Here is a 24,201-nt window from a genome sequence, read left to right as displayed (position 1 = left end):
TGCGCTGATAGGCTAGGGGATCGGCGCTGCGTCGGGTGGAGCGCTCACGCTAAACAAGTGCTGTGCGGTGAGCTGGGCAATGGCCGCGTCGATTGCCCGTTGCGTGCTCACCGGTAAATTCGCCGAGCACATCAGGTAACGGAGGCTGCCCGGTGGAATGTCCGCAAAGCGCACGGCCAACAGCTGGTCACTGGGCAAGCCTTGCTTGTTGAGCAGGTAGGTGGTTTCCACCCGGTCGGCGAGCACGGCATCAACGCGCCGAGCGAGCAGCCGCTCAATGGCGATTTCAACGCTTTTCGCTTGCCGGTCTACCTCAAGACGAGCCTGCTCAAGTTGCCGGTCGAGTTCCGCACCATAGGAAAAACCGCTTACCACACCCACGCGATAGGGCGCTTGCAGCAGGCTGTGCAGGCTTTTGAAATTGACCATCTCGCCAGCATCTTCTTGCCGCACTAAGAGCCACATGGGCACGTCTTGGTGGATAGGTGAAGAAAACCAGGCAATAGCCTCGCGCTCGGCGGTCTTAAACCAGCCAACACTGCAAAACGGCGCACCGTCGCGGTTGAGTTCATGCAGGATGCGCGGCGCTGGGCGCTCACGCGGTTGGCTGCTAATGCCGGCGGTTTGCAGAATTAGCATGGCCCGAGCGAGCAAGAAGCCGCTGGGCTGCTGGGCATGAGTGAAGTAGTACGGCGCCTTATCGATGTAATACAGCGGCAGCGCGGGCTCCTGAGCCTGCGAGGTGGGCAGCCAAAGCCAGCAAAATATCAGCAGTAGGTAACGCCAGGGCATGGGCTTCTCTCGCAGCTGGAGCGGGCGCACCCGCTCCAAAACATAAACGTTCCCCGTTAATGTAGCTTGAGTCGCGGCTCTGTGCTGCGTCCGAGTCGATCGCTGGCCATTAACAGCAAGGTGCGGAACCAGCCAAACAGCGCAGCTTGGTGCAGGCGATACAGCGACACATAGAACCAACGCGCCATGCGCCCTTCGAGCATCACATCGCCGGTCAGGTTGCCCATCAGGTTACCGACCGCGCTAAAGCTGGATAGCGAAATCAGCGAACCATAATCGCGGTAACGAAACTCAGGCAGCGCTTTGCCGGCCAGCTTGGCCTTGAACGACTTAGCCAACAGCGAAGCCATCTGGTGCGCGGCTTGCGCGCGTGGCGGCACGAAGCGCTCGGGGTTGTCGTGCAGGGCGCAGGCGGCGCAATCGCCCAGCGCGTAGATATGCTCATCCAGCGTGGTTTGCAGAGTGGGTTTGACCATCAACTGATTGAGGCGGTTGCTCTCTAGGCCGCCAATACCAGCCAAAAAGCGCGGGGCGCGAATACCGGCGGCCCACACCTTGATGGTGGCGGGAATTTCTTGGCCGTTTTGCAGCTTTAAGCCTTCTGGGGTGACCTCACTCACGGCCGAGCCCGTTAGCACTGTGACGCCCAAGCGGCGCAAGGTGGCAGTCACCGGGCCAGCAATGCGGTCGGGCAGGGCGGGCAACACGCGCGGGCTGGCTTCCACCAAGGTGATGCGCAGGTCTTCCGGCTCGATGCCTTTAAAGCCGTAGGCTTTAAGCTCTCGCGCGGCGTGGTGCAGCTCGGCCGACAGTTCAACGCCCGTCGCACCGGCGCCGATGATGGCGACCTTGATGCTTTGCTGGGTGTCTTGCTGGGCGTGGCTGCGCATGTAGTGGCGCAGCAGCTTGCGGTGGAAGCGCTCGGCTTGCGCGCGGGTATCGAGAAAGATGCAGTTATCTTTCGCGCCGGGCGTGCCGAAATCGTTGGTGGTGCTGCCCACGGCGATCACTAAGCTGTCGTAGCTGATGCTGCGTGATGCCACCAGCTCGTTGCCGTTCTCATCCTGCAAGGCTTCGAGCTGTACGCTTTTTGCCTCGCGATCTAAGCCGCACATGCGCCCCAGTTGGAACTCGAAGTGATTCCACTTGGCTTGCGCTAAGTAGTTCAGCTCGTCATCCGAGGTATTCAGCGAGCCGGCGGCCACTTCGTGCAGCAGGGGCTTCCAGATATGCGTGAGGTTGGCGTCGATCAGGGTGATCTGTGCTTTGCCGCGCTTGCCTAGGCTGTTACCCAGCCGGGTGGCGAGCTCGAGGCCGCCGGCGCCGCCGCCGACAATCACGATGCGATGGGTCATGGAACACTCTCATAGCAGTAAGAAATCGTTGCATTACAGCAGCCAGTAGGTGAGCAGGCGGCTGAACAGGCCAAGCACAATGACCGTGGCAATCACCATGAATAACAAACGCAGCGGCTTAAACGGCGCGCGTTCGACTTGGTGTTGCGGGGCGCTTAAGTAGTCGTCGACCCGTGCTTGATCTTCCGGGGAGAGCTTACTGGCCATGTGGTCTGCCTTTGGCGTGAAATGCGCTTATTCTAGCAGCGCAGGCTGCTGGGGGTGACGCTTGTTGGCAGGAGTTTAGGCTTGTCGTTAAGCTCACACCTCATCCTAGCGAGGGCGTAGGCATGCAATTACGGGCAGTTACCGAAGCCGATCACGCGGCGCTGTTAGCGATTTGGCAGCAAACGCCGGGCCTGTGCGTGCGTGAAGACGATGCCTATGCACCGTTTTGCGCCTACTTGGCGCGCAACCCCGGTTTTTCGCTGCTGATCGAGCATGCAGGCAGCGTGATTGCCGGCGTGATGGCGGGGCACGATGGTCGGCGTGGCTACTTGCAGCACTTGTTTGTAATGCCGGCGTGGCAGCTCCAGGGGCTGGCGCGCCAGTTATTAGCCGAGGCGCTTAAGCGCTTAGCCGCGGCGGGCATTCAGAAAAGCCATGTGTTGGTGCTGGCCGATTCAGCCAGTGCGCGCTCGTTTTGGCAGGCGCAAGCCGGCTGGCAGCTGCGTGACGATGTGCAGCTGTGCTCGATCAGCCATGGAGCGAGCACATGATCAGCAGCGAATTGCTCTCGCCAACGCTGGCCGAACAGGCATTGTGGATGAGCGCGCCATTGCTGCTGTTAGCCATCGCGCGGGCGCCCTGGATAGAGCTTTTCAGCGATGCACGCCGCCAGCACTTGCTGTTCGGCAGCACCTTCGCCTTGTTGCTCTTATGGTTAGTGCAGCGCGACTTCGACGGTGGGGTGAGCTTTCACTTCTTAGGCTTAACCGCGGCGGTGTTGCTGCTCGACTGGCCCTTGGCGGTGCTCGCCGGCGCGGTGGCGCAAGCGGGGCTGATTCTGCTCGGCCAACTGGACGTCGATGCGTGGGGCTTTAATTTTTTGCTCTGGGTGGCCTTGCCGGTGGCCATCGCCGAAGGCTGCGCCTTGTGGGTGGAGCGTCAGCAGCCGCGCAATTTGTTTGTGTATATCTTTTTGTGCGGCTTCTTTCCCGCCGCGCTCACGGCCATGCTTGTGGCGCTGCTGGGGTTGTGGATTTTGCAGGCCGATGGCTTCGAGCTGCCATTTTGGCTGCAAGACTACGCGGGCTATCTGTGGCTGATCATGTTCCCAGAGGCGTTTATCAACGGCACTGTGGTGTCGGCCTTGGTGATCTTTAAGCCAGAGTGGCTGGAGACCTTTAATCGCACGCGCTACCTGCAAGCGCCGTGGAAATAAACGCCCTCTAGCAGCGCTTAGTGCAGCTTGTCCCAGTCTTCACTGAACATCGTCTCGGCCGCGCTGGGCCCGGCGATGCTGTGCTCTTCGGCCGCCCAAGCGCCTAAATCAATCAGCTGGCAGCGCTTGCTGCAAAACGGCCGATGCGGGCTGGCGTCACTCCAAACAACGGGTTTTTGGCAGGTGGGGCAGGGTACGGTGGTTGGCTTGGTCATGCGGGGTTATGCGTTAGAGTGAGATAAAACTGGTGCAGGCGTTCAACTTCTTGTTCCAGCCAGTGCAGGTCGCGGTCATTGCTGAGCACGTCGTGGGCTTGCGCTAAGCGCGTTTCGCGACTGGCTTGCGCCTGCATAATGGCACGGACTTGCGTTTCATCCACGCCGTCGCGACGGCTGGTGCGGGTAATTTGCATGGCTTCGGGTACATCCACCACCAGTACGCGCTGAGTCATCTGATGCTGGCTGGTTTCCAACAGTAGCGGCGATACCAAGATAGCGTAGGGCGATTGCGCGCGGCTTAAGTGTGTAACGATCTCATCACGAATCAGCGGATGCAGTAAGCCTTCCAGCCACTGACGCTCTTCGGGCTTGGCAAAGACAATGTGCCGCAGCGCGGCACGGTCTAATTCGCCGCTGTCTTGCAGAATTTCGGCGCCAAAGCGCTCGGCAATCTGGCTTAGCGCGGGGCGACCGGGCTCGACCACCCAGCGCGCCGCGTGATCGGCATCCACAGTGTGAATGCCGCGCGCGGCAAAGGCCTCAGCCGCGGCGCTTTTGCCGCTGCCGATACCGCCGGTGAGGCCGAGAATCCAAGGTTTATGCGACATCAGTTAGCGAAACCGGCGATCTGCAAATAGGACTGAGTGATTTGCTCACCCCAGATCAGCGCAATCCAGCCAGCAATCGCCAGATAAGGGCCAAACGGCAGCGGCGTGCTGTTATCCGCACCACGCGCTTTAAGAATGATGATGCCCAAAATGGCGCCGACTAACGACGAGAGCAAAATGGTTAGCGGCAGCACTTGCCAGCCACCCCACGCGCCGAGCATAGCCAGCAGCTTGAAGTCGCCATAGCCCATGCCTTCTTTGCCGGTGACCAGCTTGAACAGCCAGAACACACTCCACAGGCTTAAGTAGCCTGCTGCGGCGCCGATCACGGCATCCGGCAAGGTCGCCAGCACGCCTTGGGTATTGATTAACAGGCCGAGCCACAATAGCGGCAGCACCAATACGTCGGGCAGCAGTTGGTGGTCGACATCAATCAGGCTCATCGCCACCAAGCCCCAGGTCAGCAGCAACATACCGGCGCAAGCCCAAGTAAAGCCAAATTGCCAAGCCACCACGGCGGATAACAGCGCAGTGAGCAGCTCGACCAGCGGATAACGCCAACTGATCGGCGCTTTGCAGCTGGAGCACTTGCCGCCTAAAAACGCAAAGCTCAGCAGCGGGATGTTCTCCCACGGCTTAATTTCATGGTCGCAATGCGGGCAGTGCGAATTAGGCAGCACCAAATTAAAGGTTTCTTGAGGGCCTTGCTCCGGCAGCTCAAGAATCTCCCGCGCCTGCGCCTGCCAATCGCGTTGCAGCATCATCGGCAGGCGATGGATTACCACATTTAAAAAGCTGCCAATCAGTAGGCTGAGAATAAAAACACAAAAAACAAAGGCCAGCGGGGAGCTGGCCAAGATGTCGAAAGGTTGCATGGAGTTATCCAATAACGCCGCCCAGCGAGAAGATAGGAAGGTACATGGCAACAATAAGACCGCCCACCAGAATGCCCAGCACAGCCATAATCATAGGCTCCATTAGGGCGGTTAGATTGTCGACGGCATTGTCGACTTCGGCCTCGTAGTAGTTGGCTACCTTGTCCAGCATATAGTCCAGCGAGCCTGCCTCTTCACCAATGGCGGTCATTTGAATAGCCATGGCGGGGAAGATGCCTACGGTTCGCATGGAAAAGTTCAATTGCATACCGCTAGAGACGTCGGCTTTGATTTTGTGCACGGCGGTGCGGAAAACCACGTTGCCTGTCGCGCCGGCCACTGAGTCCAGCGCATCGACAAGGGGTACGCCTGCAGCGAACGTGGTAGCTAGGGTTCTGGCGTAGCGGGCTACAACGGAGTTGTAAAGAATACCGCCCATAATGGGCAGTTTTAGGGCTGTTTTATCCACTGCATCGCGTACGGCTTCAGAGCGTTGGTGTGCTTGGTTGTAGCCATAGCCAACAGCAAAAAAGCCGGCTAGCACGGCAAACCACCATTGTTGCAGCCAATCTGATATGCCAATAACAAACAGCGTGAAGGCGGGCAGCTCAGCGCCAAAGCCGGCAAAAACGCCTTGGAAGGTGGGCACCACCTTGATTAACAGAATGGCCGTTACGATGACGGCAACCACAATGACCGCAATTGGGTAGGTCATGGCTTTTTTGATCTTGGCCCGCAGTGCTTCCGTTTTTTCCTTGTAGGTGGCGATGCGATCGAGCAAGGCTTCAAGCGCACCGGATTGCTCGCCCGAGTCAACAAGGTTGCAGTACAGGTCGTCAAAGTATTGGGGGTGCTTGCGTAGTGAAACGGCCAAGCTATTACCTGCTGCGACATCGTGCTTAATGTTGTTGACTAGATTGCGCATATTGGGGTTCTCGACCCCTTCGGCAATGATGTCAAACGACTGTAGCAAAGGCACGCCGGAAGCCATCATGGTGGACATCTGGCGAGTAAAAAAAGCGATGTCGAGCGGCTTGATCTTTTTGCCTTTGCCGCCAAGTAGAGGCTGGGCTTTTTTGCGCACTTTGCCCGGGTTGATGCCTTGTTTGCGCAGTTGGGCTTTGACTAAGGCAATATTCTGCCCGCCCATTTCGCCTTTGACTTTGGCGCCTTTTTTATCTGTGCCCTCATAGCTAAAAATGCTGGTTTTGAGTGCTTTGTCGGCCATTGCTTGTTAGTCCTTGGTTACCCGGTTGACCTCTTCAAGGCTGGTGACGCCCTGCATCACCTTAACAAGCCCTGAACGGCGCAAGTCATTAAACCCCTCGGCGCGTGCTTTGTCGCTGATTTCGATGGAGTTGCCTTCCTCCATGATAATGCGTTGCAAGGGTTGCGTGATTTTAACCACTTCATAAATACCCACTCGGCCTTTGTAGCCGCCGTTGCAGTTTTCGCAGCCAACCGGTGCGTACACCTTAAAGGTGCCGATGTCGGCTTCTGTGAAACCCTCCTGTAGCAGGGTCTCGCTGGGTACGTCCACGGGCTTCTTACAGCTTGAGCAGAGCTTGCGTGCTAGGCGCTGGGCAATAATCAGGTTCACCGAGGTGGCTAAGTTAAACGGCGGTACGCCCATGTTGCGCAGTCGCGTTAAGGTTTCTGCGGCGCTGTTGGTGTGCAGCGTAGACATCACCATGTGGCCAGTCTGCGCGGCTTTAATGGCGATTTCGGCGGTTTCAAGGTCGCGAATCTCGCCCACCATGATCACGTCAGGGTCTTGGCGCAAGAAGGCGCGCAGGGCCTGTGAGAAATCCATGCCTTGCTTGGGGTTGACGTTAACTTGGTTAATGCCCTCAAGGTTGATTTCTACCGGGTCTTCGGCGGTAGAAATGTTTACCTCAGGGGTGTTGAGAATGTTTAGTCCGGTGTATAGCGAAACGGTTTTACCTGAGCCTGTTGGGCCGGTTACCAAAATCATGCCTTGGGGCTGGCCAAGCGCCTCCATGTAGAGTTGCTTCTGCGCGTCCTCATAGCCCAGTGCGTCGATGCCCATTTTGGCGCTAGAGGGGTCGAGAATCCGCAATACAATCTTTTCGCCCCACAGTGTGGGCATCGAGTTCACGCGGAAGTCGATTGCCTTGTTGGCGGAGATTTTCATCTTGATCCGCCCGTCTTGCGGTTTGCGGCGCTCAGAAATATCCAACGCGGCCATGACTTTTAAGCGCGCGGAAATTCGGCTAGATAGCTGAATGGGCGGCTTGGCGACCTCATGCAGTACGCCGTCGGTACGAAAGCGCACACGGTAGGTTTTTTCGTAGGGCTCAAAGTGCAAGTCAGAAGAGCCGCCTTTGATAGCGTCCAGTAGCATCTTATTCACAAAGCGCACCACTGGCGCGTCATCAGCCTCGTTGCCGCCTTCCTCAGGCTTGTCGTCACTGACGGCTTCCACGTCGAGTGAATCAAGCTCGGCATCGCCAAGGTCATCTAACCCAGCGCCTGCCGAGTCAAAAAACTTTTCGATAGCTTCGCCAAGCTTGTCGTCATCCACTAAAACGGCATCGACACTCAGGCCGGCGCTGAATTGAATATCGGTGATGGCTTGATGGTTAGTGGGGTCGGAGATGGCGATATACAGCTTGTTGCCGCGTTTTTGCAGTGGCAGTGCGCGGTGTTGACGGCACAGCTTTTCGGCGACTAGGTCTTTGGGCTGGCTGTCTTTGTCGATAGTGCTCAGGTCAAAGTAAGGCGTGCCAAATTGCTCAGCAGCAACTTCGGTAATCTTGCGCGCATTGGCCAGTTTGTGCTGCACAAGGTAGGTGATCAGCGGGATGCGTTCGCGCAAAGCTTGCTGCATAGCTTGCGTGGCTTTTTGCTCTTCAAGCACGCCAGACAGTACAAGGTGCTTGGCAAGGCCCGAGAGGGCGGCGGCGTCAGACATAGGGCTTCTTATATAGAAAGGGTTAGCTGCATTTCTTATAGCGCAATTTTTGTGTTTGCCCCAAGTAGCAGCTGCTCGGGTGACAAAAAGCGTCACACTGCGACGTGCTTTCGGAGCTGGTGGGGTTTACTTGGTAGCTTGTGGTCGCTAAATCGCGCAGTTCTGGAGTTGGCATTGCACTTGCTTTGTCAAGGCTAGGTCGAACAAAGCAGACCTTGACTCATTCTTAGAGGATCACAGCGATGCAAGCTAAAAAGCAAAAGGGTTTTACCCTGATTGAATTGATGATCGTGGTTGCCATTATCGGTATTCTGGCTGCCGTGGCTATCCCTCAGTTCCAAGACTATCAGGCCAAGGGTTACGACAAGTCAGCTCAGTCTGATGCGCGTAATATTATGACCGCAGCTATTGCTAACTCAAACTAAGCCCTGGAGGGATTGATGATGAATAAGCTAACTTCTGTAGTGGCGTTCTCCGCTCTTTTTGCGGCCTCTAGTGTTATGGCTGCTGATGTTAATGTGACTATCGCGAATGGCTATGCTGCAGTGGGCACTACCACTGGAATTAACAATGCTCGTTCGGTTGCCTTCACTGCTCTTGCTAATCGTGCTGGTTTTGTAAAAAATAACTTTGATGCAACTTTGTCTGCCAACGTTATTGCCGGTGTTAATGATGATGCGGCAAATAGCCGATTTGGAGTGGTGGCGGCGTCTAACAAAGGTTACACCGTTTTCACAGGTTCGTCTGTGGGTGGTAGCATCGCGCAGTGCGGTGATATCGTGCCTAAAACAACAACAAACCTAGCATCTTCCTTTGTTGTTACTGCTTCCCTCAACCTAGCTAATGCTAATGGTTGTGGACGCTCTTCTGCTGCCGCCACTCCATGATTGCTCGTTTCGTGTCGAAGCAGGCCCTATAAAGGGCCTGTTTTTTATGGTGAATACATGCTGGAAATATTGCGTTTAGGGTTGAAGGCAGGTTGGCGCGGGCTGGGTTGGCGTGTGCTATTGCCGCTAGCTGCTTTGGTAGTTGTTATTAGCTTATTGGCCAGCGGTTTTTCTGGCCGGCAGCCGACGACGGTGGCATTGGATGTCGGCTTAAGCGCTTTACGGGTGGCGCTGCTTATTTTGGCGTTGCTTTGGGTGCAAGAGTTATTCGCTAAAGATATCGAGCGCAAGACCGTTTATTTTGTGTTGGCTTATCCAGTGTCGCGAGAGGGTTATCTGTTCGCTCGTTTTGCTGCCGTGGCTATCCTGAGTCTTTTTGCGTTGTTTATGGTCGGCTCGGGCCTGTGGTTGTCGCTAGTGCTCAGTAGTGGTTTTCAGCAAGTGCAGTCGGTTGATTTAGCCGGAAAGTATTTTTTGGTCATGGCAGGGCTATGGCTTGATGTGTTGGTAGTGGCCAGCTTTGCCATGCTGGCGGCTAGTTTCTCAACCACGCCGTTTTTGCCGCTGCTTATGGGGTTGGCTTTTGGTTTGGCTGCGCGAGGCTTAGGGCCGACGCTCAATTACCTGCTGAACAGTGAGCGCTCTGACCCCTTGCAGGCCTCTATTTTTGCCCCGGTGCTGGAGTATTCCTATGCTTGGTTGCCTGACTTGTCGCGTTTGGATTTTCGCCCGTTGGCCTTGTATGACCTGTCAGTGCCTTGGTTGCCGGTAGGTTTGGCTTTGCTCAATGGCGTGCTTTATATGCTGCTGACGCTGTTTTTGGCTGGGTTTATTTTTAAGCGGCGTAATTTTGTATGAGGCTGCTGATTGGCTTTCCGTTAGCGGCGCTGCTGTGGTTGGGGTTTTACCATAGCAGTGAGTATTTGCAGGAGCAGCCCCGTTTAGAGCGCGAAACCGAGCACCTGCGTGTGCGATTGCCCGTGCCTGTGCAGTTGTTGTATTCGGCGGGCGATAATTATTCGGCGGCCAATGCTAATGTTTTTCGCGGTTTGATGGTGACGGCGGCCGTCACCGAGGCAGAAACCTATCGCGTGCAGGGCCAGCTTCAACGTGATGCAGCTTGGTTAAACCCGTGGCATGAAGATAATTATTATGTCGGGGCGGCTATTTTGCCTTGGAATGGCCAAGTGGCAGCAGGGCAGTACGTGCTTCACCATGCTGCAAGGGCTCGTAGTTGGGACATGTGGCCTGCATTTTTTTATGCTTTTAACGCCATGTATTTCGAGCACGATATGAACCGTGCCGCCGAGTGGGCAGAGCGCGCCGCATTGCGCAATGCGCGCAATGCGCCCGCACTGCGGTCCATGGCGGCGGCTTGGTATGAGCGCGGCGATGATCCAGATATTGCCATCCGTATTTTGCAGGCGATGCATGCGGAGGCGCGTGACGCCAATTTTAAATTGTTGCTCGAGGCTCGTGTGCAACGCCTTGAAGGCTTAAAGGCCTTGCGCGGTGCGGCTGCGGCCTATCAAGAGGCTACGGGGCAGGCTGCTAATAACTTAACGCAGCTGATTGGCTATGCAGGTTTACAGGCGTTGCCAGTAGACCCATTACAGGTTGGATATCGTGTTGATGCTCGCGGCGTGCCGCAGTTGGCAGATCACGCTCAGGCGGTGACCAATAGTGAAAGCAATTGACGTTGAAGGTTTAACCAAGGTTTTTCGCGCGCGCGCCGGTGATGTGAAGGCATTAAATGGCGTGAGTTTTTCGGTTGAATTTGGTGATTCGGTGGGCTTTATCGGTCAGAACGGCGCCGGTAAAAGCACCACTATCAAGATTTTATTTGGCGCTTTAACGGCCGACGCTGGTGAGGCGCGCTTGATGGGGTTGCCGTCTGATCAAGCGCGAGCGCGTAAAGGGGTTGGCTATGTGCCAGAGAATCCTTATTTGTACGACCAGCTAACGCCGCGCGAGGTGGTGCAGAGTGGTTTGCGCCTGCATGGTTTTCGCGGTGAAGAAGTCATTAAGCGTTCGGCTGAATGGTTGGAGCGCTTGGGTATTGCCTATGCTGCCGACAAGCGGATTCGTAACCTCTCCAAAGGGATGACGCAGCGGACCGCTCTGGCGCATGCTTTTGCGCTGCGACCTAAACTGCTGGTGCTAGACGAGCCGATGTCTGGTCTGGACCCAGTGGGGCGTAAAGAGGTGGCAGACCTGATGCAGGAATACCGCCAGCAGGGCGGTACATTGTTTTTTTGTACACACATTCTGCATGACGTCGAGCGGTTGGCTGATCGCTTTATCATGATTGACCGCGGCAAGCTGGAGGCTCAGCAGAGTGTTGCGGAGCTGCTAGCGGCGCAAGAGTTAATGGTGGTGCGCTACTTGGGTGAGCAGGCGCTGCCGGGGTTTGAAAATGATGGTGGTTCGTTATGGCGCGCCGCTGTTGCGCGCGAAGACTTGCCCAAAGCGCTCGCCGATATTCAGCGCGTGCAGGGCGTTACGCTTGATGTACTGCCACAAGCGTCGCTTGAGGGGCTGTTCGAGAGCGTGGTAAAGGTCAAAGCCAGCTAAATTAGCTGGCTAGCCGCATCGACAAATCCACCGCCTTCATATCCTTGGTCAAACTGCCAATCGAAATAAAATCCACCCCAGTTTCAGCGATGGTGCGCAAGGTGTCTTCGCTGACGCCGCCGGAGGCTTCGAGTTTGGCGCGGCCGGCGGTTTGTTTAACGGCGGTGCGCATGTCGTCGTGCGAAAGTTCATCAAGCATGATGATATCTGCGCCGGCCTCTAGGGCTTGAGCCAGTTCTTCTAAGCTTTCTACTTCCACTTCGACCGGTTTGCCGGGGGCGATCTGTCTAGCGGTTTGCACCGCTTGGGCGATGCCGCCGCAGCTGGCGATGTGGTTTTCTTTGATCAAGAAGGCGTCGTACAGGCCAATGCGGTGGTTGTGGCAGCCGCCGATGGTCACGGCGTATTTCTGTGCTAAGCGTAGGCCCGGTAGGGTTTTGCGGGTGTCGAGTAGTTTCACCGGTAAATCACTGACCAAGTCGGCCAGCTGCCGTGCACGGCGGGCGGTGCCGGATAGGGTTTGCAAAAAGTTCAGCGCGCAGCGTTCGCCAGACAGCAGGCTGCGCGCAGGGCCGTGCAGCTCGCACAGCAGTTGATTGGGCGTTACGCGCTGGCCTTCTTGGGCGTGCCAGGTGACTTTCACCTGTGGGTCGAGCTGGCGGAATACTTCTTCAACCCAGGCTTGACCGCAGAGCACGGCGTCTTCGCGGGTGATGATGCGCGCGTGGCTGATCACCTCGGCAGGAATCAGCTGGGCAGTGATGTCGCCGCTGCCAATGTCTTCGGCCAAGGCTAGGCGAACGCTGTCGCGGATGTGCTCGTGCAGGTCGGCTAGGGTCAGGTTGGCCATGATTGGTCTCGCGCGGGTAAAAGTGTGGCGGCATTATATAAGGAGGGCGGAGGGATGCCAGTGCGCTACCGTTCATTCGATTGGCTGGCCTTTGGTCGGCGCTCGGCGCATAAATGTGAACCCGGTCAAATCTTGGTGGGTCACAGGCTTGGTAGCTTTGCCGCCCTCTCTATAATCAAAGTCGCACCAAACCCTTGACGCTTTTTATTTGACGATTTAAGCGTTAGTCATCGCCGAAAGGCTCGGAGTTTCGTTGTGGGAGATGACGCCATGCACACAGATGCCAAAGTAGTTCCGCTGGGTAAGCCCGCAGCGGATGGCACTGCCGTTGGCCGCTTACCGTTGCCGCTGATTCAGCTGCGTGACTATGCTGCGCAAAATTTGCGCAGCCGCATTGCCGCGCTGTTCGACAAGGCCGACGACTCTCTGTTTGAGATGGCCGATAAGGCCGGCAGTAACGCCGAGCAGAACGCCTATTTCGAAGCCATGCGCGATTTGCGCTTAAAGCGCAAAGGTATTGAACGCAGCTTTTTGCAGACAATTTTCGATGGCTTCGCGCGCCTGAATAAGGTGGAAATTGGCCGCCCGGCCAAGGTTGAAGCTGTGTCGATGGATAGCCTGACCCTAGTGCAGAACGATGCGCTGGAAGAGTCGGTAGCGGTCGATACTATGGTGTCTAAGGTGATGGGACGTGATGCCGCTGGCGTCACCCACCTGACCACGCGTTTAAATACCCTGATCAGCAAAAAACTCGACGACAAAACCAATCCGCTCGGCCCGCAAGCTTTGTGCGAGGCGTTTTTGGCCGGCTGTCAGAGCTTGGGTGTGGAGATCAAGGTCAAGCTGATCATCCTCAAGCTGTTTGAAAAGCACGTGCTGGGCGATATCAGCGAGCTGTACGCCGAAGCGAATCAGTTGCTGATCAAGGCGGGCGTGCTGCCAGAGCTTAAGTCGCAGCTGCCTAAGCCCAAGCGTCCGGCTGCTGCGCCGCAGCGCCCGGCTTTGGCGGCGGATGAGCTGAGCGATGAGCCTGATTGGGATGATAACGGCGCGGTAGCGGCCGATCAGGGGCACGCCTTTATGGCGCTGCAAAACCTGATGGCGCAAGTGCGCGGTTTGGCGTTTCCACAGCGTGCGCCGCAGCAGGCGGATGCGGTGCCGGTGTCCAGTCGTGACCTGACCCGTTTGCTGTCGTTTATGCAGCAGCGCCACCAGCAATTTACTGGCGATAGCGGCGAGCTGCGCGATCAGCTGGAAGGTTTAATCGCCAAGGCCAGCGCCAAAAGCGGTAAGAATCGCGCGGTCGGCCAAGTGGATGACGATGCCATCAACTTGGTGTCGATGCTGTTCGACTTTATTTTGGATGACCGCAACCTGAGCGACGGCCTCAAGGCGCTGATTGGCCGCTTGCAGATTCCGATGATCAAAGTCGCGGTGATCGACAAGAGCTTCTTTAACCGTGGCGGCCATCCGGCGCGCCGTCTGCTCAACGAGATTGCCTCTGCGGCCTTGGGTTGGAGCGGTAAAGAAGACTCCGAGCGCGATGCGCTGTATCAAAAAATCGAAACCATCGTGCAGCGCTTGCTGAAAGACTTCGATGACGACCCGCAGATCTTCAACGAGCTGCTGGCTGACTTCCTCAATTTTGTCGGTGACGAAAAGCGTCGCAGCGAACTGCTTGAGCAGCGCACGCGCGATGCCGAAGAAGGTCGTGCGCGTTCGCAGATTGCTCGCGAAAAGGTCGAAGAGCTGCTCAATATGCGCTTGGTCGGCCGCAGCATGCCGGAGCTGGTGCTGGAGTTCTTGAAAGACGCGTGGAGCAAAGTGTTGCTCTTGGCCTATCTCAAGCACGGCATGGAGTCCGAGCCGCTCAAGCAGTCGCTGGATACCATGGAACAGCTGATCTGGAGTGTGCAGCCAGACCTGTCCGCCGATGAGCGCCGCCGTTTGGTAAGTGTGGTGCCGGGGCTGCTGAAAGCGCTGCGTGAGGGGCTTGAAGAAGCCGCTTACGATCCGTTCGCGACCAGTGAATTCTTTACCAAGCTGGAAGTGCTGCACATGCAGCTGTTCACTCAGCATAAGAAAGCCTTAGAGCGTAAGGCAGAGCCGCAGCCTGAGCCGTTAGCCGCGGACGAGCAGCTGCTGGACGTGCCTGTGCTGCAGGCTGATCTGTCCAGCGAGTTCCTCTCGACGCCGGCGGTGGAAGCACTGGTCGAGGCGCCTGCGCCTGAAGAAGACGTTGACGCCCCTGTGATGGTCGAGGTGGTTGAAGAAATCGTTCTCGCCTCGCCGCAAGAGACGGCGCCGAAGGAGGCCGAAGAGATTCTCGACGCCGATGACGAGTCGCTGGCACAAGTCGACGCCTTGCATGTGGGGGCTTGGGTTGAGCTGCAAGAGGACGAAGAGCATCGTCTGCGTTGCAAATTGGCGGCGGTCATCAAGCCCACCGGCAAGTATGTGTTCGTTAATCGCACCGGCATGAAAGTGCTGGAGAAAACTCGCATGGGGCTGGCCATCGAGTTCCGTCGCGCCAGTATTCGTGTGCTCAACGATAACTTGCTGTTTGACCGCGCGCTGGAGTCGGTGATCGGCAACCTGCGCCGTCTCAAGGATCAAGCCTAAGCGCTTGCCCCTGCTGGCCACCCCGGCCTAGCATGAGCGCTCAATCGGGAGTGCTCATGCCTGCTACGTTTTCCATCGACCCTGCCAGCGGCGTGTGCCGCGAGGCGCAGTGGTGCCCCTCACCGCATTGCAATGCTCGCCCTGCGGCCGACGATATTTCTCTCTTAGTGATTCATAACATCAGCCTGCCGCCCCGGCAGTTTGCCACCGGCTGCGTGCAGCAATTTTTCGCCGGCAAGCTTGAGGCGGAACGCCATCCGTACTTTGCGGAGATCGCCGCGCTACGGGTGTCGGCGCACTTTTTTATCGAGCGAAATGGCCAGCTGACGCAGTTTGTCAGTTGTAACGAGCGTGCTTGGCACGCCGGGCAGTCGTGCTTTGCTGGCCGTGAGGCGTGCAATGACTACAGTATTGGTATCGAGCTGGAAGGTTGCGATGACGTGCCCTATGCGCCCGCGCAATATGCTGCCTTGGTGGCGTTAACCGCGGCGATTCAGCAGGCCTACCCGGCGATTAGTAACGCGCGCATCACCGGGCATGAACATATTGCCCCCGGACGCAAAACCGATCCCGGCGCGGCGTTTGACTGGCAAGGCTATCGCAGCGCATTGAGTCAAGGAGAAGCCCCGTGAGTTTCGTTGTTCTGGTTTTGGTCGTAGTGCTGGAAAAGTTTTCCGTCTGGCGAAAAGCCTTGCAGCGCGATGGCGTTTGGCTGACTTGGCTGGGCTGGGTGGCCGGGCAGGGTGACGCAAGCCGTGCCACGCGCATGCCCTGGTTGGTGTTGCTGGCTGCCTTGCTGGTGCCGCTGTTGCTGTTGGCGGGGCTGTGTGTCTGGCTGGGGCAATGGTTTTACGGGGTATTGCTGCTGCCCTTAGAGCTGCTGGTGGTGCTGTATTGCTTGGGGCGTGGTGATGTGCCCGCAGACTTAGGTGGCTTTCGTGATGCTTGGCGGCGTGGCGATTTACAAGGCGCCGAGCATGTCGCCGAGCGTGACTTGCAGATCGCCCCGCAGGAAAGCGCCAGCGCCTTGTTTGCCAGCGTGCAGAGCTATCTGCTCTGGCAGGCCTTTCAGGGTTTTTTCGTGATTGTCTTTTGGTATGTGGTGCTTGGCCCATTGGCCGCGTTGGCCTATCGGCTTTTGGCCTTGATGGCGGCGCAGAGTCAGTACGCCAGCATGGCCGAGCGTGCCGCTGCGCTACGCCATGCTTTTGACTGGCTGCCGGGGCGCTTGCTGGCCATCAGCTTTGCCTTGGTCGGGCATTTCACCGCCGTGATGAGCGAGCTGCTGCATGAGCTGTTGGCGTGGGATACGCCTGTGCAGGTGCTGCTGGCCAAGTGCGGGCGCGCCGCCGATGAGCAAGAGCAAGAGGCCGCTGGCGAGGCCGGGCTGGCTCAGCTAGATGGGCTGTGGCAGTTGCTGGTGCGTTGCGCCACCTTGTGGTTTGCCGTGATTGCGGTGTTAACGCTGGTTTGGTGAGCGCCGTGCGCGAACTCTGCCTATGCTTGAGAAGCAGGCTAAGGGTGCAGCAGGTTACGCTGCGGTGCGTGCAGGGCACTTAAGTTGGCGTGATAACCGCCGATAAGTCTGCTCAGGGATGCTTGGATGACTAATGGCGTTGTGACATAGTTCACGGCCTTGTCATTTATATGGCGCCGATCTTGTGGCGCTTCAGGGCTTGGTCCTACCGCAAAAGAATAAAACCGTGTGGCAACGGGGAGATGTCCAGTGAAAGCCTTACTCTATCCGGCTATCGCGTTAATGAATCGTCTGAACTTCGGCATGAAGTTCACCTTAACCAGCGTGATCATCTTTTTGCCGATGATCATCACCAACTACTTTCTGGTGAACGATTCGTACAACGAGTTTCAGGTCACCCGTACCGAGCTGCGCAGCCTTGATGTATTAGGCGGTGCGTTAAAGGCTGGGGTGGGCGTGCTGGAACTGCGCGATTTGAAGGTCATCAACTCGTTCACCGGGCAATCGGGCAGCGGCGAGAAGATCGAAGCGCGCATGCAAGAGCTGATGACTAAGCTGGAAAAAGACATCAAGGTTCTTGAGCTAGAAACCGAAGACGCAGCGCTGTCTGAAGAATTCGTTAAGAAGCGCGGCGAGCTGCTGCAAGCGCTGGATGCCGTGCGCAGCGAAACCAGCTTGGGCAGTGCCGCAGAGCTGGCGCAGAAGCTGCTCAACAACTACCAACTGTTTTTCAAATTCACCGCGGTGAGTGCCGGTTTGGCGCAAGACTCCGAGCGTTCGGTGCGTCAGCTGACTGATCTGCTGGTGAACACCACGCCGATTATTGTCGAGGCGATTGGCCGTGGCCGCGCCATCGGTAGCTATGCGCTGGAGCAAGGTTTCTTGAACTCGGCAACCAGCACCGACATGGACAACCTGTTCCTCGAGCTGGAAAAGCGTCGCCAAGAATACGAGCTGAAAATCAACGAAGCCTTGGACGGCGATGCCCGTGTGCAGAACGAGCTGTCTGCGACGGCTACCGCCAGCTTGGACAGCCTAAAAAGTGCCGGCGTGTTGTTTGAAGACAAAATAATCATGGCCGATGCGCTGGACACACCATGGGATGAATATTTCCGCGCGGTGAGCGCTGAAATGGCGAAAACCACCGAGCTGAATGACGCCATTGTTGAGGTTTTACAGGCCTCGCTCAGCGAGCGTCTGGAGGCCAAACAGCAGCAGATGGTGCTGATGGTGCTGGCGCTGATGGGGATTTTTGCCTCGATCGTGTATCTGTATGCCGCCTTCTATGTGTCGACCCGTGGCTCGCTGCATGCCTTGGGCGGTGTGATGTCGCGCATGGCTGGTGGCGACATGACGGTGAAATTTAAAGTGGTCAGCCATGACGAGCTAGGCGAGCTTGGCGGCGCGGTGAACAACGCCGTGGAAAAAATGCACGACCTGATCCAGAAGGTGGGCGAAACCGTCGGCCAAGTGGAAGGTCAGGCCAGCCAAGTGCGGAGTATTTCTGGCGAAAGCTCGCAAGCGGTGAATGAACAACGCAGCCAGATTGAACTGGTGGCCACGGCGATGAACCAAATGGCCGCGACCGCTCAAGAAGTAGCGCGCAGTGCCTCGGTGGCGGTGGACAGCGCACATAAAGTGAATCAGGAAACCAGCAACGGCCGCACCCAAGTGACCGCGCAGATCAGCAATATTGAGCGCCTCGCCAGCGAGATCGATAACTCGGTGCAGGTGATCAATAAACTGGCTGGCGACAGTCAGGCGATCAGCCAAGTGTTGGATGTGATCAAGGGCATTGCCGAGCAGACCAACTTGCTGGCCTTGAACGCGGCTATCGAGGCGGCCCGTGCCGGCGAGCAAGGGCGTGGCTTTGCGGTGGTGGCCGATGAGGTGCGCAACTTGGCGAAGCGCACGCAGCAATCCACCGAAGAAATTGAAGAAATGATTGCGCGCTTGCAGTCCGGCGTTGGCGCGGCGGTGAAGGCCATGGGTGTCAGTCACAAGATGGCCAGCGACACCGTGGGCGAGTCTGACAAGGTGCAGAAGGCGCTGGATAACATCTTGAATGCGGCGGGTTATATCGTCGATCAGAGTCAGCAGATTGCCGCCGCTGCGGAAGAACAAACCGCCGTGGCGCAAGACATTGACCGCAATATCGTGCAGATCAGTGAAGCCGGCGAGCGTACCGCCCACGGTGCCACGCGTGCCGAGCAGGCCAGTGGTCAGCTTAATGAGTTAGTCCACAAGCTTAAGTCGCTGACCAGCGCCTTCCGCGTTTAACGCAGGCAAATAAAAAACGCCTCAGCCTTGTCGGGTTGGGGCGTTTTTTTTGCGCAAAAAAGTGCGGCAGGCTAAGGCCGCGTTACAGCGCCGGCCAGCCAAACAGCGCACAGGTGTTGGCAGTGCATTGCTGCGCCAACGTGGCGGCAGAAACGCCGCGAACTTCGGCCAAGCAGTGGCTGATCTCGGCCAGTGCTGTGGGGCTGTTGCGTTGGCCAGCCAAGAACACCGGGGCCATGTCGGGGGCGTCGGTTTCCAGCACCAGTTGTTCGGCCGGCAGTGCGGCCAGTACGCGGCGCAAGCGCTGGGCTTGTGGCCAAGTGGCGGCGCCGCCGAAGCCGAGTAAGAAACCCAGCTTGCGGTATTCGCGGGCTTCCTCAAGGCTACCGGCAAAGGCATGCACAATGCCGCCGCGTGGCAGTTTGACCTGCTTAAGGGCGGCAATGGTGTCGGCATGCGCGCGGCGCACATGCAGCAAGGCAGGCAGCTCGAATTGCTTGGCCAGCTCCAGTTGCTGGATAAATAGGTTGGCCTGCTGCTGACGGTCGAGCGTCGGCACAAAGTAATCCAAACCAATCTCGCCGACGGCGCACAAGCGCGGATGCTGGCGGCAGGCGCTGAGCTGCTGCTCTAAGCGCTGCACGGCGTCGCTAGGGTGGTCAGCTAAGTACACCGGGTGCAGGCCAAAGGCGGCAAACAGCCCGGCCTGCTCACCCTGCGTGCTGGTGACTAACTGCCACAGCCGTGGCCACTGCGGCGCACACACGCCAAGCACAATCTGCCGCGCTACGCCGAGGGCTTGCGCCTGGCTCAGAAGCTGATCGCGGTCGTGGTCGAACTCGGGGAAGTCCAAATGATTGTGGGTGTCGATGAGCTGCACGGTGGTCGTTTTCTCGTGGCTTGCTATTACTTAATAAGGCGCAGGAAGTCAGTGATGGCCTGTTTGAAAGACCTTTTAAGGATGACATGCGGTGAGCGAATTAACAGACGAAATGCAGCGTAAGTCCATTTTGCTGGTGGATGACGTGGGCTCAGTACGCAGCCTGTGCAAGGGCTTCTTGCGCGAGCTGGGCTTTGAACGCATCGAAGAAGCCGTGGATGGCAAAGCGGCGGTGCAGTACTTGCGTCACCACGCCGTGGACTTAGTGATTTGCGATTGGAACATGCCGCACATGAATGGCTTCGAGCTGCTCGAAGCGGTGCGCCAAGACCCCAATATCCATGACATGCCGTTTCTGATGATTACCGGCACCTCGGATGTCGAGCGGGTTAAGCAAGCGATTGCCGCCGGCGTGTCGGATTACATTTTGAAGCCTTTTAAACCCAGCCAGTTGGGCTTCAAAGTGGCACGGGCATTAACCGGCTCGCAGCATCAGTCGGCTGCGCGTATGGAGGCTGCCGCTGACGAGCCTGAAGAGGCTGCTGAGCCGACAGAAGAACAACCCGCCACAGCGGCAAGCGCTGAGCAATCAGGCCAAGCAGCTCAGCCAGCGGCTGCTGAAGAAGAGGATTTGGATATTTCCGCCGATGCCGTGGCGGAGGAGCAAGCTGCCGGCAAAAGCTAATGCCAGCAGCCTGTATTGGCGAGCGTTAACAGGGCTTAGCGTTGGGGTCGTTGCTTTCGCCTTTAATGCACAGCGGCGCCATGCCTTGGCGCAGGCGCGGCGATTTCTTCTGCACGCTGCTGGTTAGGCTGTTGAAGAAGCGATCGGCTTGCGCTTGGTCAGTAAATTTACGCGCGCCGCTAAAGCTGCCGGTGTAGCTACTGTTGCCGGCGGCGTAGCATTGCTTGTAGCCCTTACAGGTTAATTCGACATACCAAACCGGCTGTTGCACCAGCACGCCAGCAACGCTGGGGGCGCTAAACGGTATGACGAGGGAGGCGGATAACAGCAGTGTAGCGAGGGTGTGACGGCGCATGAGGCGCTCCTTCCATGGGATTACGCCGCCACTGTAGCTGAGCCATTGCCGCGCGCAAGGGTGGCGCGACAGTGGCTCAGTCATGGGCTCAGCCGAGGTCTCAGTGCTTAGTGGTGCTCGCGGGTGGCGCGGAATTTAATTTCCGGCCAGCGCTCTTCCATCAGGCTCAGGTTGACGCGCGTTGGCGCCAAGTAGGTGAGATGGCCGCCGCCGTCGATGGCGAGGTTCTCGAAGGCCTTGGTGGAGAACTCTTTGAACTTCTTCTCGTCGGTGGATTCGATCCAGCGCGCGCTCCACACGTTGACCGCCTCGTAGGCGCACTCGACCTTGTATTCCTCTTTCAAGCGACTGGCGACCACATCGAACTGCAGCACACCCACGGCGCCCAAGATGATGTCGTTGCTGCGTTCGGGGAAGAACACCTGCGTGGCGCCTTCTTCGGCCAGCTCTTGTAGGCCTTGGCGCAATTGCTTGGACTTCAACGGGTCTTTTAAGCGCACGCGGCGGAACAGCTCCGGTGCGAAATGCGGAATACCGGTAAAGCCCAGCGCTTCGCCTTCGCTGAAGGTGTCGCCAATCTGAATCGTGCCGTGGTTGTGCAAGCCGATGATGTCGCCGGCGTAGGCTTCTTCCAGCTGCTCGCGCTCGCTGGAAAAAAACGTCAGCGCGTCGGCGATCTTGATGTCTTTGCCCAACCGCACGTGGCGCATCTTCATGCCTTTTTCGTATTTGCCCGAGCAAATGCGCATAAAGGCGATGCGGTCGCGGTGTTTGGGGTCCATGTTGGCTTGGATCTTAAACACGAAGCCGGTGAATTTTTCTTCGGTCGGCACAATGGTGCGTTCGTGCGCGGCGCGCGGCAGCGGTGCTGGGGCCGATTCGACGATGCAGTCCAGCACCTGATCAACGCCGAAGTTACCCAGCGCGGTGCCGAAGAACACCGGGGTCATCTCGCCGTCCAAGAAGGCTTGTTGCTCGAAGGCATGGCAGGCGCCTTGCACCAGCTCGAGTTCTTCGAGGAAGTTGTCGTAGTAGTCGCCGAGCAGCGCGCGGGCTTCGTCGGAATCCAAACGGTCGATGCGCTTTTGTTCGGTGCGCTCGTGGCCGTGGCCGGGGGTGTAGACGATGATGTAGTCACCGGCTAAGTGGTACACGCCCTTGAAGTCGCGGTAGCAGCCAATCGGCCAAGTGATCGGTGCGGCTTTGATCTTCAGTACCGCCTCGATTTCATCCAGCAGCTCGATGGGGTCGCGAATATCGCGGTCGAGCTTGTTCACAAAGCTGACGATGGGCGTGTCGCGCAGGCGGCACACTTCCATCAGCGCGATGGTGCGTGGCTCAACGCCCTTACCGCCGTCGAGCACCATCAGTGCGCTGTCCACTGCGGTGAGGGTGCGGTAGGTGTCTTCAGAGAAGTCTTCGTGGCCGGGGGTGTCGAGCAGGTTGATCATGCATTCGCGGTAGGGGAACTGCATGACCGAGGTGGTGATCGAGATGCCGCGCTGTTTTTCCATCTCCATCCAGTCGGAGGTGGCATGGCGGTCGGACTTACGCGACTTTACCGTGCCCGCCACTTCAATGGCCTTACCCATCAGCAGCAGCTTCTCGGTGATGGTGGTCTTACCGGCGTCGGGGTGAGAAATAATGGCAAAGGTGCGGCGTTTGCCGACCTCGGCAGCCTGGCGGGACATGCGCGAAACCTCAGGTGCTAAATCGTGGCGTCATAAAAGCGCGCGATTATAGCCCAAGCGGTCACTCGGCTGTGGTGTGTTAGGGTTATTGCCGGCGTTGTGTAGGACAAAGCCGCTGAGCGGTGCCTAACCTGTGCAGCTTTTTTGACATTTTCGCCTATGCCTGTCGGCTATTTTGCACGCGGCTAAAAAAACCGCGCCGAGCTAGGCTTTTCGCGGGTTTGACGGTTGAATCGTGGGGCTTTGCGGCCTAAAGTGCGCCCCCAAGAACGTCCATGCTGGAACGATCCATCCGGCTCAAGTACTGACGACGAGAGGTTATGCCCTTGGCTAATCCTCGGCGACAAGCCTTGGGAAGTAGGCGAACCAAAGTGGGGATACTGAGCGGCGTTCAAGCCCCCTGACATTCACGCAAGCGAGGACTCTGGCATGTCGTTGCAGCCTATTAAGGTCGAAGATTACTTCACTCCCGAAACTTTTCAGCGCATGAAGGCGTTTGCTGATCAGCAAGAAACGCCCTTCGTGATGATTGATCTGAACACCATTTCCCGCGCCTACGATGACTTGATCGCTGGCTTCCCGTTCGCCAACGTGTTTTACGCGGTGAAGGCCAACCCAGCGGTCGAGCTGATCGACCTGCTGCGCGACAAAGGCTCGAACTTCGACATCGCCTCCATCTATGAGCTGGACAAGGTGATGAGCCGTGGCGTGGGCCCGGAGCGCATCAGCTACGGCAACACCATCAAGAAGTCCAAGGACATCCGCTACTTCTACGACAAAGGCGTGCGCCTGTTTGCCACCGACTCGGAGTCCGACCTGCGCAACATCGCCAAGGCCGCGCCGGGCTCGCGTATTTATGTGCGCATCCTCACTGAAGGCGCCACCACTGCCGATTGGCCGCTGTCACGCAAGTTCGGCTGCCAAACCGACATGGCCATGGATCTGTTGATTCTGGCCCGTGATTTGGGTTTGGTGCCGTACGGCATTTCCTTCCACGTCGGCAGCCAGCAGCGCGATATCGGCGCGTGGGATGCGGCGATTGCCAAGGTCAAGGTGATCTTCGAGCGTCTGAAAGAAGAAGACGGCATCACCCTGAAGATGATCAACATGGGTGGCGGCTTCCCGGCCAACTACATCGCCAAGACCAATGACTTGGAAACCTATTCGCGCGAGATCACCCGCTTCTTGAAGGAAGACTTCGGTGACGAGCTGCCGGAAATCATCCTCGAGCCCGGTCGTTCGCTGATCGCCAACGCCGGTATCTTGGTCAGCGAAGTGGTGCTGGTGTCGCGCAAATCGCGCACCGCCGTCGAGCGCTGGGTGTTCACCGATGTGGGCAAGTTCTCCGGCCTGATCGAAACCATGGACGAGTCCATCAAGTTCCCCATCCACACCGACAAGCAAGGTGAGATGGAAGAAGTGGTTATCGCTGGCCCGACCTGCGACAGCGCCGACATCATGTACGAGCACTACAAGTACGGCCTGCCGCTGAACCTGTCGAGCGGCGACCGCATGTACTGGCTGTCCACCGGCGCGTACACCACCAGCTACAGCGCGGTAGAGTTCAACGGTTTCCCGCCGCTGAAGTCTTACTACCTGTAAGCGTTTCGCGTTGTTAAAAAGCCCGCTCTGTAGAGCGGGCTTTTTTATTCGTGCCTTCAAACGGTCATGGGGCTGTCATACTGTGCACAGAC

The 24,201-nt window shown here is 57.5% G+C and carries 25 protein-coding genes; 13 read left to right on the top strand and 12 right to left on the bottom strand.

The annotated features are described in order from the left end of the window. Nucleotides 1-12: 12 nt before the first annotated feature. The 3 genes from BMX80_RS13625 to BMX80_RS13615 are packed head-to-tail and all read right to left on the bottom strand — an operon-like array spanning nucleotide 13 to nucleotide 2,354. Nucleotides 13-792, bottom strand: coding sequence for a substrate-binding periplasmic protein (locus BMX80_RS13625; RefSeq protein WP_074869448.1), 780 nt, complete (start codon nucleotides 790-792; stop codon nucleotides 13-15). Nucleotides 793-848: 56 nt separating this feature from the next. Further along, a complete protein-coding gene (locus tag BMX80_RS13620; RefSeq protein WP_074869445.1) occupies nucleotides 849-2,147 on the bottom strand; it encodes an NAD(P)/FAD-dependent oxidoreductase in 1,299 nt (432 codons plus the stop codon). Nucleotides 2,148-2,180: 33 nt separating this feature from the next. Then, nucleotides 2,181-2,354 (bottom strand): DUF3094 family protein, encoded by a 174-nt coding sequence (locus BMX80_RS13615; protein WP_071872487.1) that lies wholly within the window; start codon nucleotides 2,352-2,354, stop codon nucleotides 2,181-2,183. Between the two features lie 122 nt (nucleotides 2,355-2,476). Between BMX80_RS13615 and BMX80_RS13610 the strand changes: the two genes are divergently transcribed. Together BMX80_RS13610 and BMX80_RS13605 are read left to right on the top strand one after the other, a co-directional pair. Beyond that, the gene (locus BMX80_RS13610; protein WP_074869443.1) at nucleotides 2,477-2,905 is read left to right on the top strand and encodes a GNAT family N-acetyltransferase; all 429 of its coding nucleotides are present in this window, start codon (nucleotides 2,477-2,479) and stop codon (nucleotides 2,903-2,905) included. Next, nucleotides 2,902-3,570 (top strand): energy-coupling factor ABC transporter permease, encoded by a 669-nt coding sequence (locus BMX80_RS13605; RefSeq protein WP_074869440.1) that lies wholly within the window; start codon nucleotides 2,902-2,904, stop codon nucleotides 3,568-3,570. The genes BMX80_RS13610 and BMX80_RS13605 overlap by 4 nt, the downstream gene beginning before the upstream one ends. A gap of 17 nt (nucleotides 3,571-3,587) precedes the next feature. On the opposite strand, the gene yacG is transcribed toward BMX80_RS13605, so the two are convergent. Genes yacG through pilB form a run of 5 tightly spaced genes read right to left on the bottom strand, consistent with a single transcriptional unit; the run spans nucleotide 3,588 to nucleotide 8,206 of the window. Continuing rightward, nucleotides 3,588-3,785, bottom strand: a complete 198-nt coding sequence (yacG, locus tag BMX80_RS13600; RefSeq protein WP_071872484.1) for a DNA gyrase inhibitor YacG — start codon at nucleotides 3,783-3,785, stop codon at nucleotides 3,588-3,590. Beyond that, a complete protein-coding gene (coaE, locus tag BMX80_RS13595; protein WP_074869438.1) occupies nucleotides 3,782-4,396 on the bottom strand; it encodes a dephospho-CoA kinase in 615 nt (204 codons plus the stop codon). The genes yacG and coaE overlap by 4 nt, the downstream gene beginning before the upstream one ends. Next, the gene (locus BMX80_RS13590) at nucleotides 4,396-5,271 is read right to left on the bottom strand and encodes a prepilin peptidase (RefSeq protein WP_074869435.1); all 876 of its coding nucleotides are present in this window, start codon (nucleotides 5,269-5,271) and stop codon (nucleotides 4,396-4,398) included. The genes coaE and BMX80_RS13590 overlap by 1 nt, the downstream gene beginning before the upstream one ends. A 4-nt stretch (nucleotides 5,272-5,275) precedes the next feature. Next, nucleotides 5,276-6,499, bottom strand: a complete 1,224-nt coding sequence (locus tag BMX80_RS13585; protein WP_074869432.1) for a type II secretion system F family protein — start codon at nucleotides 6,497-6,499, stop codon at nucleotides 5,276-5,278. A gap of 6 nt (nucleotides 6,500-6,505) precedes the next feature. After that, a complete protein-coding gene (gene pilB, locus BMX80_RS13580) occupies nucleotides 6,506-8,206 on the bottom strand; it encodes a type IV-A pilus assembly ATPase PilB (protein ID WP_074869429.1) in 1,701 nt (566 codons plus the stop codon). A 242-nt stretch (nucleotides 8,207-8,448) separates the two neighbouring features. On the opposite strand from pilB, the gene BMX80_RS18060 reads away from it, so the two are divergent. The 5 genes from BMX80_RS18060 to BMX80_RS13560 are packed head-to-tail and all read left to right on the top strand — an operon-like array spanning nucleotide 8,449 to nucleotide 11,667. Continuing rightward, complete coding sequence (locus BMX80_RS18060; RefSeq protein WP_074869426.1) at nucleotides 8,449-8,631, top strand: type IV pilin protein; 183 nt, start codon at nucleotides 8,449-8,451, stop codon at nucleotides 8,629-8,631. Between the two features lie 15 nt (nucleotides 8,632-8,646). Further along, nucleotides 8,647-9,093: a hypothetical protein gene (locus BMX80_RS17700; protein ID WP_139214136.1), complete on the top strand. Its 447-nt coding sequence runs from the start codon at nucleotides 8,647-8,649 to the stop codon at nucleotides 9,091-9,093. A 57-nt stretch (nucleotides 9,094-9,150) separates the two neighbouring features. Beyond that, a complete protein-coding gene (locus tag BMX80_RS13570) occupies nucleotides 9,151-9,951 on the top strand; it encodes a hypothetical protein (RefSeq protein ID WP_074869424.1) in 801 nt (266 codons plus the stop codon). Beyond that, a complete protein-coding gene (locus BMX80_RS13565; protein WP_074869421.1) occupies nucleotides 9,948-10,790 on the top strand; it encodes a hypothetical protein in 843 nt (280 codons plus the stop codon). Before BMX80_RS13570 ends, BMX80_RS13565 begins: the two co-directional genes overlap by 4 nt. Then, on the top strand, nucleotides 10,777-11,667 hold the full coding sequence (locus tag BMX80_RS13560) for an ABC transporter ATP-binding protein (RefSeq protein ID WP_175474912.1): 891 nt from the start codon (nucleotides 10,777-10,779) through the stop codon (nucleotides 11,665-11,667). The genes BMX80_RS13565 and BMX80_RS13560 overlap by 14 nt, the downstream gene beginning before the upstream one ends. A gap of 1 nt (nucleotide 11,668) precedes the next feature. Here the strand turns inward: BMX80_RS13560 and nadC are convergent, their stop codons facing one another. Then, nucleotides 11,669-12,517, bottom strand: a complete 849-nt coding sequence (nadC, locus tag BMX80_RS13555) for a carboxylating nicotinate-nucleotide diphosphorylase (protein WP_074869416.1) — start codon at nucleotides 12,515-12,517, stop codon at nucleotides 11,669-11,671. Between the two features lie 270 nt (nucleotides 12,518-12,787). Between nadC and BMX80_RS13550 the strand changes: the two genes are divergently transcribed. The 4 genes from BMX80_RS13550 to BMX80_RS13535 all read left to right on the top strand — a co-directional run bounded on the left by BMX80_RS13550 (nucleotide 12,788) and on the right by BMX80_RS13535 (nucleotide 18,896). Beyond that, complete coding sequence (locus BMX80_RS13550; RefSeq protein ID WP_074869413.1) at nucleotides 12,788-15,139, top strand: DUF1631 domain-containing protein; 2,352 nt, start codon at nucleotides 12,788-12,790, stop codon at nucleotides 15,137-15,139. Between the two features lie 56 nt (nucleotides 15,140-15,195). Continuing rightward, nucleotides 15,196-15,771, top strand: coding sequence for a 1,6-anhydro-N-acetylmuramyl-L-alanine amidase AmpD (ampD, locus tag BMX80_RS13545; protein ID WP_074869410.1), 576 nt, complete (start codon nucleotides 15,196-15,198; stop codon nucleotides 15,769-15,771). Beyond that, nucleotides 15,768-16,616, top strand: coding sequence for a regulatory signaling modulator protein AmpE (gene ampE / locus BMX80_RS13540; RefSeq protein ID WP_074869407.1), 849 nt, complete (start codon nucleotides 15,768-15,770; stop codon nucleotides 16,614-16,616). Before ampD ends, ampE begins: the two co-directional genes overlap by 4 nt. A 249-nt stretch (nucleotides 16,617-16,865) precedes the next feature. Then, complete coding sequence (locus tag BMX80_RS13535) at nucleotides 16,866-18,896, top strand: methyl-accepting chemotaxis protein (RefSeq protein WP_074869405.1); 2,031 nt, start codon at nucleotides 16,866-16,868, stop codon at nucleotides 18,894-18,896. An 82-nt stretch (nucleotides 18,897-18,978) separates the two neighbouring features. Here BMX80_RS13535 and BMX80_RS13530 read toward each other — a convergent pair whose 3' ends face one another. Beyond that, a complete protein-coding gene (locus BMX80_RS13530; protein WP_074869402.1) occupies nucleotides 18,979-19,776 on the bottom strand; it encodes a TatD family hydrolase in 798 nt (265 codons plus the stop codon). A gap of 91 nt (nucleotides 19,777-19,867) precedes the next feature. On the opposite strand from BMX80_RS13530, the gene BMX80_RS13525 reads away from it, so the two are divergent. Continuing rightward, nucleotides 19,868-20,461, top strand: coding sequence for a response regulator (locus BMX80_RS13525; RefSeq protein WP_074869399.1), 594 nt, complete (start codon nucleotides 19,868-19,870; stop codon nucleotides 20,459-20,461). Between the two features lie 25 nt (nucleotides 20,462-20,486). On the opposite strand, the gene BMX80_RS13520 is transcribed toward BMX80_RS13525, so the two are convergent. Next, on the bottom strand, nucleotides 20,487-20,816 hold the full coding sequence (locus BMX80_RS13520; protein WP_074869396.1) for a hypothetical protein: 330 nt from the start codon (nucleotides 20,814-20,816) through the stop codon (nucleotides 20,487-20,489). A 107-nt stretch (nucleotides 20,817-20,923) separates the two neighbouring features. Continuing rightward, nucleotides 20,924-22,507: a peptide chain release factor 3 gene (locus BMX80_RS13515; protein WP_071872469.1), complete on the bottom strand. Its 1,584-nt coding sequence runs from the start codon at nucleotides 22,505-22,507 to the stop codon at nucleotides 20,924-20,926. A 429-nt stretch (nucleotides 22,508-22,936) separates the two neighbouring features. On the opposite strand from BMX80_RS13515, the gene BMX80_RS13510 reads away from it, so the two are divergent. After that, nucleotides 22,937-24,109 carry a type III PLP-dependent enzyme gene (locus BMX80_RS13510; RefSeq protein WP_074869393.1) on the top strand — a complete coding sequence of 391 codons (1,173 nt, stop codon included), beginning with the start codon at nucleotides 22,937-22,939 and terminating at the stop codon, nucleotides 24,107-24,109. Nucleotides 24,110-24,201 lie beyond the last annotated feature (92 nt).

Source organism: Atopomonas hussainii (genome assembly GCF_900109735.1).
GTDB lineage: Bacteria > Pseudomonadota > Gammaproteobacteria > Pseudomonadales > Pseudomonadaceae > Atopomonas > Atopomonas hussainii.
The sequence above is the reverse complement of the archived record's forward strand: the minus strand, read 5'-3'. Positions and strand labels throughout refer to the sequence as shown.